Origin of the sequence: Aeromonas veronii, from assembly GCF_040215105.1 — a bacterium.
GTDB classification, from domain to species: Bacteria; Pseudomonadota; Gammaproteobacteria; order Enterobacterales; family Aeromonadaceae; genus Aeromonas; species Aeromonas veronii_G.
The window spans coordinates 1,752,439-1,766,142 of the sequence record NZ_CP157875.1 but is presented as its reverse complement, the minus strand read 5'-3'; the positions used below and the strand labels follow the sequence as shown (position 1 = coordinate 1,766,142).

The window sequence follows — 13,704 nt, the reverse complement described above, 5'->3', positions numbered from 1 at the left end:
GGGGGCTAAGGCCCCCACCCCATCAATAGAGGGATTCGGGCAACTTGAACTGGCTGAACAAGCCGCCGGTAAAGGGATTTTGCGCACTGTCGGTGTAGACGCGATAAGTCATGGAGCCTTGATCCACCGGGAAGCGTACGTCGAAGGTCGCCTCGTTCACCTGGGTCAGTTCCCCCTTGTCCATCAGGCGGAACATGGCCCAGGGGCCGACGAAGCCTTCGCTGCGCGGGGAGCGCTCGCGGGCGGCCGGCACCAGGGTTATCTTGCTCTCGGCCCCGTCACGCATGGTGTTGGGCCACACCAAGGGGATCTTGGTACGCCGGCCGTGGGCGTATTCCAGCAACTGGCCGTCCAGATTCAGCACGCTGCGCCGCTTGTTGGCGGTGAGTTCGATGGGCTCGAGGGCAAACTGCACCTCCAGGTTGCCCTGCTGGCTGAAGAAGATCTGGCGGATGCGGGCGGCGCGATCGAGCTGTTTTACCAGCTCGGCCTGCACCGGCGAGCCGAGCTCTCCTTCCATCAGTCCACTCTCCACCATGGGCTTGAGGTTGACCTGATAGAAGCTGTCCAGGGTCCCGTTGGGTGCGAAGAAGCGCTCCATCTCGGACAGGGGCACATCCTTGGCAGAACCCGGCTCGAACGGGTAACGCCCCGCCAGCTGGCTGTTGAAGGGGGCCAGCACCTTGTCCTGCCACTCCTGGTTGAGGGAGGACATGGCGAGATCCACCACCAGCCGCGAACTCTGCTCGGAGAGCTGACCCACCCAGCGATCCAGCGGCGCCGGCAGGCCACGGGCATACTGCTGCAGCGCAAACACGGGATCGGCGTACTTGTTGGTCAGGCGAAGCTGCACCGCCTTCAAGGCGGACTGACCCGGCTCGGTGGCATTGACGATAAGCTCCAGATAGTGCTGCAGCTCCATCAGCTTCTGGTTCACCTCCTGGATGAGGGGCCCCTGCTCACCTCGTCCCGCCAGGGCGGCATTGGTGGCCAGGAAGGGGCGACCGATACGGGCCGTGATGGCCTGGGCCGGATCCCCTTCCACATCCGAGATCTTGCGGATACGGGTGTTGTCATCCAGCGCCGCCAAGACGCGCTGGAACGGCTGATCGTTGCCGGTGATGGCGGTCAGCACGTCCAGCGCCTGCTCCGGGCTCTCCAGCGTCTGCACATCCAGGTTGGTCAGCAGGTTCTGCCACTGGTTGACGTAGTCGGTGACGTAACGTTCATTGACCTGACGGGTGATCTCCTTGCGATCCGCCTCACTCAAGCGACTCAGCTTGCGCTGACCCAGCACCCAGGCGTCCATGGCGGTGAGATCGATCAGCGCCTTGTCCTGCTTGATGAAGAAGTTGTTGAAACCCGGCCAGGTCAACAGCCGTGGCACCTGTCCCGCCGGTTCACTGCGCAGTGCAAAGACGGTGTCGAAGGTCGGCCCCACCTCGTCGCGCACGTTGAGATCCGGCGCCAGCTCGTCCCCGGCCTTCACCACCAGGTTCTGATAAACCCGCTGATAGAGCGGCAGCTTGCCGAGTTCGCGCTGGGCGCCGTACACCGGCTCCTTGAAGGGGACGAAGGCGGTGATGGCGGCCTGATCCCGCGCAGCCCGGGCCCCATACCAGTCGGTGTGATCCAGGGCATAGTCCAGATGCCCCATCAACTGCTCTTGTACCGGCCCCTGGCCCGGGAAGGCCCGCTGCCAGCGGCTCGCCATGTACTGCTCCACCAGCTCCTTGTTGCGGCCCGAGGCATCGTCCAGCATCCGCATCACCCGCAGGATGGAAAGTTTCTCCTCGCTGCCCGCCGGTGCCCGCTGAAGATCGTCCAGCAGCCCCTGCATCTGGGCCGGCAGGAAGCGCAGACTCAGCAGTTGCAGGTAGGAGCCTTCCACATAGGGGCCGATCTCGTCCCCTTGATAGAGGCCGAGATCCGCCACCAGCGGGGTACGTTCCCGATAGTTGCCAAAGGAGAGGGTCGCCTCGCGAATGAGGTTCAGGCGCGGCAACTGGCTCACCCCGAAGGCGTGATCATCGGTCAGCTCGCGGGTGCTGGTGAAGGCCTGGGCCTTGGTCAGCACGTTGCGCCCCGCCTCTTCGTTGACCCGATAGAAATAGTGCCAACCGCCGATGAGAGCCGCCGAGAACAGGGAGAGGCAACCGAGGCCGATGGCCATGCGACGACGGCGATAGAGGGTGTGCAGCCGGTTTTCCCCGGCCAGATGGGCCTCGGGGAAGATGATGCCGGAGAACAGCTGGCGCACGAAATAGGTGTTGGACTCCCCGCGCAGGGCCGAGTGGATGGGCTCCGGCAGGTTGTAACGACGGGAGGCCGCCTGGGCGAACGCATCGAACGGTACCCCTTGCTGGTAGACGGAACTGATATAGACCCCACGCACCAGCAGCGGTTTGCTCTCCTCTATGGCCAGGGTTTCATCCAGCAGGCTGGCCACATAATCCTTGAGTCCCGCCAGCTGACGCACGAAAGAGAACAACGCGCTGCGCTGACCGGCATCCAGCCTGGTCAGCATCAGCTCGGGCAGATTCTGGTTGAGGTTCTCCACCCACTGATCCCAGAACTGGATCAGCTCCTGTTGCCAGCCATCATGGCCGCTCGGGTTGAAGGTCACCCCCAGCACGGCCTCGCGGGCCTCCTTGTCCAGCTGCTCGTACACCACATCAAACCCGCGCAGCAGATCCAGCTTGGTGAAAGTGACGTAGAGGGGCAGCCGGGTGTTCATGGTGGCCGAGACCTCCTGCAGGCGCGAGCGCATCAGCTGGGCATAGGCCTTGCGCTCGGCCACGCTGGCGTGGGAGAGCCAGGCCAGGTCCACCGTCAGCACCAGACCGTTGAGGGGCTGGCGACGACGATGCTCGCACAGCCAGTTCAGCAGATGCAGCCAGAGCCGCTCGTGCTTGCGGGCAAGGGGATCGAGCTCAGGTTCGGATTGGGACAAGAGCTCGCCGGCGGGATCCAGCATCACCGCCTTCTCGCCAAGCCAGCAGTCAATGAGCTGATCCTGGGCGACATCCCTAAGCTCGGTATCGAGTCTCGGGTTCAACTTGTTGGCCGGGTTGGCCCGGTGAATGAGGCTGCTCTTGCCGCTGCCGGGCAGTCCCAGCACCAGATACCAGGGCATGGCATAGCGGGCCCCCTTGCCAAGATGCTCATCGAGGGCCTGTAGCCAGCGCCCGAGGAACAGTCCCTGGCGATCCAGCAGTCCCTGCACCGGATCTTGTTCCAGCACGCTCTCCTGCTGGCGCTCGGCCTTGAGTTGCTGCATCTTGCGCCACATCCGCCAGGAGAGCACCCCCAGCAGCAGCCAGAGCCAGAGCAGGGTGAACACCACCCGCCCCCACAGGGGCTCGAAGGGTTTGGCATCGCGGATCTCGAGGCGGGGGCCGAGCCACCACACCAGGATCAAGGCGACAACCCAGAGCACGGCACCGAGCAGGGGCCAGGAGGGTTTCAATTTCGGCAGCTGTTGCCGCAGAAAGGTAAAAATGGTCTTGAACATAAAATGTGATCCAACTCCGACTCAGCGACTCATTTCGCCATGCATGTCATTTACCCAGCCGCCTGCTGTTCCAGGCGACTGACCAATCCGGGTTCCCATTGCGCCAATCCCAGGCGACTCGCCTCTTGCCAAAGATGCTGATAGTGCTGGCGCGCCAGCGCCGCCATACCCTCTTGTGCCAGCAATTCCGCCTGCACCAGTTGGGCGTGGAAGCGGGCGCGAGGCTCCTGCAGTTGCTGCATGCGTTCATCGAGCAGGGTCAGGGCCGCGGCCATGCCCTGCTCCCCGTGCCGCTGGGCGACCTCTTCCCCCAGGCTCCCGCCCGCCTCTCCCGCCCCGCGGTTCACCGGTTGCAGCCAGCGCTCGCATTCGGAGGGAAAGAAGGGAGTGCCATCGCTAAAACCCAGTTCCCGCAGGGCCGGCAGGCGCTGCAAGAAAGCCGCGAGCTCCTCCTTGATGGCCTGGGCGACGGCGCCAAAACCCAGCTTGTCCGCTACCAGGGCCGAGAGGCGATGGCCCTCGAACCAGTAAGGGGCCAGGGTCAGGCTCTGCTCGATACGCTGCCAGAGCGCCAGATCCGCGCTGGCGAGCGCGGCGCGATACTCGTCCACCATGTCCACCGACATGGGGGCCAGCGGGGTTTTGTTGCCACTGGATGCCATGGGCGGCGTGGTGATCCCCGCCCAGATGGCGTGACGGCGCAGGCGATAGCCCACGGCCGCCTCCGGTTGGCGCTCGATGAGCAAATCCGCCACCTTGAGCTGGGTCTGACGCCAGGCCCGGTCGTTGGAGCTGTCTATCTCGAGCCCGGGGGCCTGGCTGGCCCCGCTCAGTACCATGGTGGCGCCCTGGCTGGCATGGGCCGTCGTGCCCACAGCGCCTGCGGCCGGGGAGCTGGCACCATCCACCTCGGCCTGGGTGGCCTGCTGGCGCTGGGCTCGTCTCAGCCCCATCAGCAGCGGGTCGAGCAACTCTCCCTTATCCGGGCACTGCACCAGCCAACAGGCGCCGAGCTGCTCGGCCTGCACCAACAGCTGAGCCAGCTCGGCCGCCGAAGCGCTCTCGCAGACCCGCGGCAGGGCCCCCTCGAAGCGCTTGACGATCTGCACCATCAGCCGCTGTTTCTGGCTGGCATTGCCGGGCCAGGCCAGCAGCCAGTAGGCGCGGATCCAGGACTCCAGCAGGCTCAGCGCCGCCCCCATGGGCGTCGCCTTGGCGGGGTGTTGCAGGCAGCGCAGCAACTGGGCCAGTACCCGCATATCCTTGGTGCGCGTCTCCAGGAGGCCAAGGCAGGCCTCAGCTACCGCATTGAGATCCACCTGGGCGTGGGCCAGAGATCCGAGCTTGACCAGCTCGGTCTCCACATAGTCCCAGCGTGGCTCGTCTGCGAGGACGGCACTCTTGGTCTGTTCATCCGGCAGGCTGGCGAGCAGGCGGCCACACCAGGGGTGTTGATAGCTCATCTCCCCTCCTACCAGCGACACTGCTGGCGCAGGGGCACCAGGGCGGTTTTCAGACCGCTCAAGTCGACCCTCAGCAAGGCACCGTTGTCGGCCCGCACCTGCAACTCGCGATGGCCCAGCCAGCGCTTGAGCTCCTCGATGGCGGGCAGGCCGCGGCCATATTCCAGCAAGAGCCCCTGATCCCGGATAAACCAGCTCTGAGCACTGCTGCTTGGCTGACCATCCAGCGTGACCTGCACGTTTTCTCCGGCCCAGGGGCTATCCAACCGCAGCCGGATGTGGGTGATGCTGTCGACACAACCGATGGAGAGCGTCGCTCCCCTCAGGGCCGGGCGGGTCAGGATCTCGCTGCCACGGCTCGGGTTGCTTTGCAGCAGGAAGGGAGGACTGTCCGGGGTGCGGCCCAGCTCCTGATCCCAGATGGCCTGCCAGGCGGGAGACTTGGCCGCCCCGCTCGTGGCGGCAGGTTCACTCCCACGACCGAGGGCGTCATAGCAGGCGAGGCGCACCAGGGGGGAGGCTTCACGCCGGCACTGTTGCCAACCCGCCAGATCGAACTGGGGCTCGGCGGCGCTTGCCAGCAAGAGGGGCAACAGGGTGAGCAGGCTCATCAGTTCACCTCCAGCTTCTGGCACTTGTGATCCAGGGTGCGCTTGGGAATGTTCAGGCTCTCGGCCACCAGCATGCGATTGCCCTGGAAGTAGCGCAGCCGCGCCTCGATGACGGAGGCCTCATACAGCTGCATGGCCCGGCGCAGGTCGCGAATGTGGTTGTAGTTGTCCATCGAGCCGGGCAGCTCCACGCAGACCCGCTCCCGCAGCTCGGGCGGCAGCGCCTCCAGCACCACCTCTTCCCCGTGGCGGGTATGGGCGCAGGCCACCTCCAGCAGGTTGCGCAATTCTCGCACGTTGCCGGGGAAGTCGTAGCTCTGTAGCTGCTTCTGGAACTGACGGTGCAAGCCGCCGAGGGCCTTGCCATCCTGCTCGGCAAACTGGGCCATGAAGTGCTGGCACAGCATGGGCACATCGTCCATGTGCTCGCGCAGCGGGGCGATGAGCAACAGGCACTGGCAGAGGCGGTGATAGAGATCGGCCCGGAACTGGCCATCCTCCACCTGACGGGTGAGGGGCTGATGGGTGGCGGCGATGAGGCGAAAATCGGAGTGGAGCTCCTGCTCGGCCCCGAGGGGCCGGTAGCTGCGCGTCTCCAGCACCCGCAGCAGCTTGGCCTGCATGGCGGCAGGCATGTCCCCCACCTCGTCCAGGAACAGGGTGCCGCCATTGGCCTGGGCCACCAGCCCGGCCTTGTTGCTAAGCGCCCCGGAGAAGGCCCCCTTCTGGTAGCCAAACAGCTCGCTCTCGATGAGGTTTTCCGGGATGGCGGCGCAGTTGATGGCCACGAACGGCTTGCCGGCGCGATCCGAGCATTGGTGCACCAGGCGGGCGACCACCTCCTTGCCGCTGCCGGTCTCCCCCTGAATGAGCACGGTCAGCTTGTGCTGCGCCGCCTGATGGACCTGCTCGCGCAACCCGCAGATCACCGCGGATTGACCCACCAACTGGTCAGCCAGCAGCTTCTCGTGCTGCTTCTTGACCTGATCCTCCCCTTTTATCTGGCGAAGAGAGTCTCTCAGCACACTCTGATCCCGGCGGCTGCGACCCAGATCCCGGATGAGGGTAAGCTGGTTGCAAAACACCTGGGAGAGCTGGGCCAGCTCGGGGCCGTCGGTCCACCCCTGCAACTGCTCGGCGCTGTCCATCATGGCCAGCACGGCGAACGGCTTGCCGTTGCCATCCAGCAAGGGGAAGGCGTGCAGGCCGCACTGCTGGCCGAGGTTGGAGAGCAGGGCGCGAAACTCCTTGTGCTCGATGCGCGCGCCCCCGTGCAGGGAGTCCCAGGTGCGGGACTGGGCCTTGTGCAGCACATAGGCAAGGGGGTGGGAGAAATCATCCACCGCCAGGGAGAGGCTCACCGCCTGCCCCTTGACCCAGCCACTGCACTGCATCTGGCGCCCGCTCACGTCCAGCATGGCGAGCAGCATGCCCTTGGGCTGGAAGCTGGCGTGCAGCACCTGTGACCACCATTGGCACAGGTGCGCCTCATCGCGCTGCTCGGTCAGCTCGAGGGCAAAGGCGAGGGCTTGTTCCATACTCAAGCCCCCACCTCGGCCAGGAACTGCTGATCCGCCACAGAGAAGCGCACCCGGTTGATGGGTTCACCGGCGGCCAGACGCTGCAGCAGTTGCAGGGAAACCGGCGGCAGCAGGGCACCGTCGATGACGGATTCGAGCATGCGGGCCCCGTTCTCGCTGCGATTGGCACGGCGCAGTATCTCTTCGGCCACCTCCGCATCCAGCTCCACCTCGGCGCCGAAGCGCTCCTTGAGCAGCTTGACCAGGCGGTTGAGCTTGCCCTCCACGATCTGCACCAGGGTCTCGTGACCGAGCGGCAGATAGGGGATCACCTCCATGCGCGCCAGCAGCGCCGGCTTGAAGAAGGCGGCGAGCTCGGGGTAGAGCGCATCCAGCAGCACGTCCGGCTGCTCGGCGTTGTCGACGATTGTCTGGAAACCCAGGTTGGAGGTGAGGAAGAAGACCACGTTCTTGCAGTCGATGATGCGCCCCTCCCCGTCTGCCAGCTCACCCTTGTCGAACGCCTGATAGAAGAGGTTCAGCACATCCGGATGCGCCTTCTCCACTTCGTCCAGCAGCACTACGGAATAGGGCTTCTGGCGGATGGCCTCAGTCAGTACGCCCCCCTCGCCAAAGCCCACATAACCGGGGGGTGAGCCGATGAGGCGCGAGACGGTGTGTTTCTCCTGATACTCGGACATGTTGATGGTGGTCAGATACTGGCGGCCACCGAACATCAGCTCGGCGATTTGCAGCACGGTTTCTGTCTTGCCGACCCCGCTCGGGCCCACCAGCAGGAAGGCGCCGAGAGGACGGCCCGGGCGGCGCAGGTCGGCGCGGGCGGTCAGCAGGTGCTTGTGCAGATGGGCCACCGCCACATCCTGCCCCTTGATGAGATCCCCGAGGTACTCCGGCAGCCGGGTCACCACGTCGAGCTCCCCCTGGGAGATGCGATTGAGCGGCACCCCGGTCCACTCGGCGATCACCGCCGCGACCTGGGTCTTGTCCACGTGGGCGGAGACCAGCACGGACTCCTGCTGCAAAACGGCGAGCTCGTCCTCGAGCGCCGCCAGCTGCTGGGCGGCAGCGTGAAGGTCCAGCGGGGCATCAGCCAGATCCAACGCCTCTGTCTTTAACAGCTCATCCTGCTCGTCAGCCAACAGCGCTGCGCGCAGGGTCACGATCTGCTGCACCAGCCCCTGCTGTTGCTGCCATTGGGCCTCTTGTTCCACCAGGGCATCACGACAGGCAGACTGGGCGGCCTGCAACTCGGCGAGGCGCTCTTCGTTGTCACCCAGACCGATGAGACGCTGACGCTCCAGCTGGCGGATCTCCAGCTCCCGCTGGCGCAACTCGTTTTGCAGGTGGCTGACGGCGCGCGGCGGCGTGGTGAGGTTGATGGCCACCCGGGCACAGGCGGTGTCGAGCACGTCGATGGCCTTGTCCGGCAACTGGCGACCGGAGATGTAACGGGCGGAGAGCTGGGCGGCGGCTTGCAGCGCCTCCTCGTCGATGAGCACCCCGTGGGACTGCTCGTAGATGCTGCGCAGGCCCCGCAGGATCACGGTGGCCTCCTCGGCGTTGGGCTCGCCCACCTTCACCAGCTGGAAGCGGCGCGACAGGGCCGCATCTTTTTCCACGTATTTCTTGTACTCGCCCCAGGTGGTGGCGGCTATGGTACGCAGCTCACCCCGGGCCAGAGCGGGTTTGATCAGGTTGGAGACGTCCAGGCCACCGGCCTGGTTGCCCGCCCCTATCAGGGTGTGGGCCTCGTCGATGAAGAGGATGACGGGGCGCACCGCCTCCTTGACCTCCTGCATCACCCCCTTGAAACGCTTCTCGAACTCCCCCTTGACCGAGGCCCCGGCCTGCATGGCACCGAGATCCAGGGTCATCAGCGCCACTTCACGCAACTTTTCGGGCACCTGACCCGCCACCATGCGCAGGGCCAGCCCCTCGATGAGGGCGCTCTTGCCCACTCCGGCCTCCCCTACCACGATGGGGTTGTTCTTGCGGCGACGGGAGAGGATGTCGATCATCAGATCAATTTCGTGATCCCGGCACAAGACGGGATCCAGGCTGCCCTGACGGGCCTGCTCGGTCACGTTGACGGTGAAGCGGGCCAGCAGGCTGGCATCGGCGGGCAGGGCCGCCCCGGTCGCACCGGAGGCGGCGTTGCCGTTGCTGGCGGCGGTCACCTGCGTCTCGGCCGATTCCTTCACCCACTCATCGAACTGCTGGCGCAGCAGCTCCCGATTGACGTTGGCAAGCAAACGCGTCACCGAACCCGGCAGGTAGCGCTGGGGAGTCATCAGGAGCACCAGCAGCATGACGCCGCTGCGCAACTGGCCGTGCTGCAGCTCGGCGGAGGCCAGCAGCCAGCTGTCTTGCAGCCACTCCACCAGGAGCGGCGAGAAGGAGGGGTAGCCCTGTCCATAGCCGCTGTCGGCGGACGAAGGCTGCAGCAGGGTGCGCAGCTCTTCCACCTCCACCTCGGCCCGTTTGAGGATCTGGCGTACATCGGACAAGGGGGTATCCAGCATCTTCAGCAGCAGGTGTTCGATGCGGATCTCGGCCCCCTGATGGTTAACGCAGAGGGCCGCAGCCTCCTCCAGCATGTGACGACAGATGGGATTGAGTCTTTCCACCAGTACCGGTAGCTCTATACGAATCAAGGCGTGCTCTCCTCAGAATTTTATTTTAATAATTCGCCCAGTTGACGCAGAACGTCCTGAGTCTGGTTATTGAGTTGGTGGTGATAGAGGCCAAAGATGATGGCCAGCACCACGGCGCCCCCCAGGTAAAGGCTGCGCAGGGAAACCTGTTTGCGCAGCCGATAGCGGGAGGCCTGCTGACCGAGGTCCAGGTGAAACACGCTGGGTGCCTCGCCGCTCGCCTCGGGGGACAACTGTTTGTGCAACTGTCTGACGATGCGTTCGAACTCCCCCTGCCCCTTGCTCATCACCTTGTAACGCCCCTCGAAACCGAGACACAGACACAGATAGATGAACTCCAGGATGTCCCGATAGCGCACCGGGTCCTCCTGCAGGCGGGCGAGCAGCACGAACACCTTCTCCCCGCCCCAGGTCTCGTTGTGAAAACGAGTCAGCAGGGAGTGCTCAGACCATTCGCTCTGGCTGCCCCAGTCGCGGCCCATCACGGCCTCGTCGATGAAGGTGCAGAGGATGTAGCGAAACGAGAGCACCACGCCGTTCTCGTAGCCCTGGGCCATCAGCTCCTGCTCGATGGCCTGGATCTCGGTCACCACCCGCTGGTAGAGCTCGGGTACCCGGTCATAGCGCGACAGCAGGCGTACCCGCTGCACCAGGCCGAGCAAGGGAGTCACGGCGTCGATCATGGGATTGATGCTCTGGCCCCGCAGCCGGAACCAGTAGTCCGAGTCCATGTCCAGCTGCTCGGCATGATCGAACAACAGGTCGCTGAGTTGCTCGTTCTTGATAATGTCCGTGGTCATCTGTGCTTATTCCTTGTGAGATCACTGGCTGCGAATGGCCCAGAGCTGCATGTCCAGCTCCGGGAAGTCGCCGGCGATGTGGAAGGCGAGGGTGTTGCCCACCGCCAGCATCTGCCAGGCCGGACTCTGCCGGTCGAGCTGGAAGTAGCTGTAACCAGCGTGATAGGGCAGCTGGCGCGGGGCCACCGGCAGCGGCAGCAGCGGGATACCGGGCAGTTGCAGGCTGATGAGTTCGCGGATCTTGTCGCTCGACGCCACCTTGGTCTGTTGCAGCAGTTGCTTGCGCAGTTGCTCCTGGGGCATGCGGGCACGCACCGCCAGCACGAAGTCGGCGCTTTGCATCAGCTCGCTCTCCCCCACCACGGCCACCATGACGCCGTACTGGTGTTTGCGCAGCTGGATGGAAACGGCCCGTGGCGACAGCACTGTGCTGAGGGCCTGGCGCAGGGCCAGCATCACGGGTTCGAAGCTCTGCTGCTGATCGTCGTGGCGATAGGCGGCAAACTCCGGCGGCAGGCGGGACTCGTCGGTGAAGGTCATCAACTCGCCGCAGATCTGTACCAGGGCCTCGTGCAGCCGCTCCGGGTGCAAGGTACCGAGGCGCGCCAGATGCGCCAGCTGGGGCTGGGCCCGGTTGAGCAGTTGCAGCATCATGAACTCCGCCACATCCGCCACCCCCTGCTGGCCCGGCGCCGCGATACGCTGGGAGAGGCTGCGGGCCCGCTCGGCCACGAGACCGGCGGACTCGCCGAGGAAGCGTTTCAGGGCCGGAATGGCGGAGACGCTGATGCTGCAGGGCATGAAGTTGGGATCCAGCACCAGACCGCCGTCCGGACGCTTGTCCAGGATGCGGGCGATGGCCAAGGAGGCGTAGGCGCTGCGATCGTCACGCTCCAGCATCAGTCGCAGGCTGACCCGACCCACCTCGAGGGAGACCACGTCTCCCCCTTCGCTGTGCAGGTCGCGCACATCGTGGCGATGGGCCTGCAACCGGGTAGCCACCTGGCCCCCCTGATTGACCTCGTTGACGCCGCTCACCGACAGCGGCAACGCCAGATAGACCTTCTGGTTGGCCACCGAGGCGTCGGTGACCTCCAGCGGGGTCGGCAGCACATCGTCGTTCGGGATGTTGAACACGGTGCCGTCCGGCAAAATGCCGGTGGCCCCCACCAGGGCGATGCGGCCAAAGCCGAGGTAATCCTCGTTGATGGCCAGCGACTGGAGCCCGTAGAAATAGTCCGACAGCGCGCTCAGCCGGGCGTGCAGCGCGTAGTCAGAATGCCGCTGCTGTTGTTGGAAGTGCTGGGGCTTGATGAAGAGCCCCTCTCGCCAGATAACCCGATTTCGACTCGACATGGTCACTCTTCTTCTTGTTGTAGTTCCACTTCATCCAGACGCAGATGAACCAGGATTTGATAGGCACGGCCCGTGCTCTTGACCTTGATGACCTTGCGCCACTCGGCGCTGTCCGGATCGGCGTAGCGGGCTATCACGCCGATGTAGCGGGTCTTCTCGTCGAGCTTGACGGGCGGCAGATACTTGAACTGCCCCGGCAGCAGGGTGTAGTCCTGATGGTCCAGATAGTTCTTGCCAAGCGCCTTCTCCACATCCTCGGTCACCTGGTCGTAATCGGTGGCGAGTAGCTTGGAATCCTCCGCCAGCAGCAGCACCTGGAACTCGATGGGCGCCGCCTCCCCGCTATCGTTGGGATTGACGTCCGGCTCCGCCACCAGGCTCAGGCCCAGGGTGGAGGGCTGATCATCGTTGCTGCCCACCTGGATGTCCGGGTTCATGGCCACGTCGGCCATCTTGCCCATGGTGGTACAACCTGCCAGGACCAGCAGCGCGGTACCCAGCATCAGCGCACGTCTCATCCAATCAGCCCCTGTTGCTGACGCACGGCCTGGTCATAGGCCTGGGCATAGACCTGATGGAACAGCTTGTCGAACCCCTGCTGGCGCGCAGAGGTCAGCTCGCGGTAATAGTGCTGGTACATGTTCCAGGCCCAGCCTTCGTCCGCGGCGCCCGGGGTGCCGGTGCGGCGGTAATGTTCGAAGCGCCCGACCAGGGCATCCGGCGAGAAGGCTTGCAGGATGCTGTCGAGAGCCGCGCCGATGGCCTGCTGGTTTGCCACATGGTGAATGCGCACGTTGCGCAGACTCTCGGCCACCGCCGCCGGAGCCGTCAGGTGTACCGGGCTCTTCTGCTCGGCGAACAGCACCGCCAGGGTCTCGTCGTAGTCGAGCCCCAGACGCAGGGGGTTGTCCTCGATGGGGCGCAGGTGTTTGTCCGCCAGCGCCGCCTGATCGCTTTGCAGCTGCAACAAGCCTTCCACCATGGCGCGCACCGTCTTGCCCATCTCTTCGAGCATGTCGTGGGCCTGCTGGGTATCCTGCAGTTGCAGCGGTTGGCCGAGGCCACGCATCAGCGGGGTCAGAGCGACGTGATCCACCCCGTTAAGGGAGGGGCGATAATCCGGGTGATTCTCGATGCCGGGCATATCCAGAAATTCTTGGCTCATGGTGTTCTCGATGGCAGAAAAGGGGGACAGGGACGGATGTTCCATATCCGGTTGTGAAGGGAATTCGCGCTGGCGACCCGGGGTCACCAGGGGGGTCAGAGCTGAACGCTCGTGCTGCAGCGCCAGCAGGGGATCGAGGGCCAGGGTGTGAGGATCATCCTGCCCGATGTGGGGTTCGTCGCTCGCCAACCACTCGTCCAGCTGTTCGGTTGGGCGGTTGCCCAGCACCTGCTGCAGACTCTGCTCCGGGGTGATGGCGCCGAGGTAGGCCCGCAGCCGGAACGGGCCGACGACGAGTTCGTCTCCCTGCTCCAGATGCACCTTGCGCGCCCTTCCTATGGGGGAGGTAGCGCCATTGATGTAGGTCTGGCCGCTCAGATCGCACAGGCAGAAACGGCCGTCCTGCAGCTCAATCCTGGCGTGTGCCGGCATGACGGCCCCCAGCCGATCCCGCAGTTGCCAGTCATCCTGCTCGGAGGCGCCGAGGGTCCCCCCCATCTCGCCGAAGCCGTATTGCACCTGCTGGTTGCCGTCGAGCTGTTCGCTGTTGAGCACCACCAGGGAAAGTTGCTGGTTTAGGTCGTTCACATTCACTCCTGC

General features: G+C 64.7%; 9 protein-coding genes. All 9 read right to left on the bottom strand.

What is annotated here, in order from left to right:
* Positions 1 to 22 precede the first annotated feature (22 nt).
* Genes tssM through tagH form a run of 9 tightly spaced genes read right to left on the bottom strand, consistent with a single transcriptional unit; the run spans position 23 to position 13,692 of the window.
* Positions 23 to 3,514, bottom strand: a complete 3,492-nt coding sequence (gene tssM, locus ABNP46_RS08205) for a type VI secretion system membrane subunit TssM (RefSeq protein WP_349921903.1) — start codon at positions 3,512 to 3,514, stop codon at positions 23 to 25.
* 50 nt (positions 3,515 to 3,564) lie between these two features.
* Positions 3,565 to 4,977: a type VI secretion system protein TssA gene (tssA, locus tag ABNP46_RS08200; RefSeq protein ID WP_349921902.1), complete on the bottom strand. Its 1,413-nt coding sequence runs from the start codon at positions 4,975 to 4,977 to the stop codon at positions 3,565 to 3,567.
* 8 nt (positions 4,978 to 4,985) lie between these two features.
* On the bottom strand, positions 4,986 to 5,588 hold the full coding sequence (gene vasI / locus ABNP46_RS08195; protein WP_349921901.1) for a type VI secretion system-associated protein VasI: 603 nt from the start codon (positions 5,586 to 5,588) through the stop codon (positions 4,986 to 4,988).
* Positions 5,588 to 7,126, bottom strand: a complete 1,539-nt coding sequence (locus ABNP46_RS08190; protein WP_349922429.1) for a sigma-54 interaction domain-containing protein — start codon at positions 7,124 to 7,126, stop codon at positions 5,588 to 5,590. The genes vasI and ABNP46_RS08190 overlap by 1 nt, the downstream gene beginning before the upstream one ends.
* Positions 7,127 to 7,128: 2 nt before the next feature.
* Positions 7,129 to 9,783 carry a type VI secretion system ATPase TssH gene (gene tssH / locus ABNP46_RS08185; protein WP_349921900.1) on the bottom strand — a complete coding sequence of 885 codons (2,655 nt, stop codon included), beginning with the start codon at positions 9,781 to 9,783 and terminating at the stop codon, positions 7,129 to 7,131.
* A gap of 20 nt (positions 9,784 to 9,803) precedes the next feature.
* Positions 9,804 to 10,583, bottom strand: a complete 780-nt coding sequence (gene icmH, locus ABNP46_RS08180; protein ID WP_349921899.1) for a type IVB secretion system protein IcmH/DotU — start codon at positions 10,581 to 10,583, stop codon at positions 9,804 to 9,806.
* A gap of 21 nt (positions 10,584 to 10,604) precedes the next feature.
* On the bottom strand, positions 10,605 to 11,939 hold the full coding sequence (gene tssK, locus ABNP46_RS08175) for a type VI secretion system baseplate subunit TssK (RefSeq protein WP_349921898.1): 1,335 nt from the start codon (positions 11,937 to 11,939) through the stop codon (positions 10,605 to 10,607).
* Positions 11,940 to 11,941: 2 nt separating this feature from the next.
* On the bottom strand, positions 11,942 to 12,457 hold the full coding sequence (gene tssJ / locus ABNP46_RS08170) for a type VI secretion system lipoprotein TssJ (protein ID WP_349921897.1): 516 nt from the start codon (positions 12,455 to 12,457) through the stop codon (positions 11,942 to 11,944).
* Complete coding sequence (gene tagH / locus ABNP46_RS08165; RefSeq protein ID WP_349921896.1) at positions 12,454 to 13,692, bottom strand: type VI secretion system-associated FHA domain protein TagH; 1,239 nt, start codon at positions 13,690 to 13,692, stop codon at positions 12,454 to 12,456. The genes tssJ and tagH overlap by 4 nt, the downstream gene beginning before the upstream one ends.
* Positions 13,693 to 13,704 lie beyond the last annotated feature (12 nt).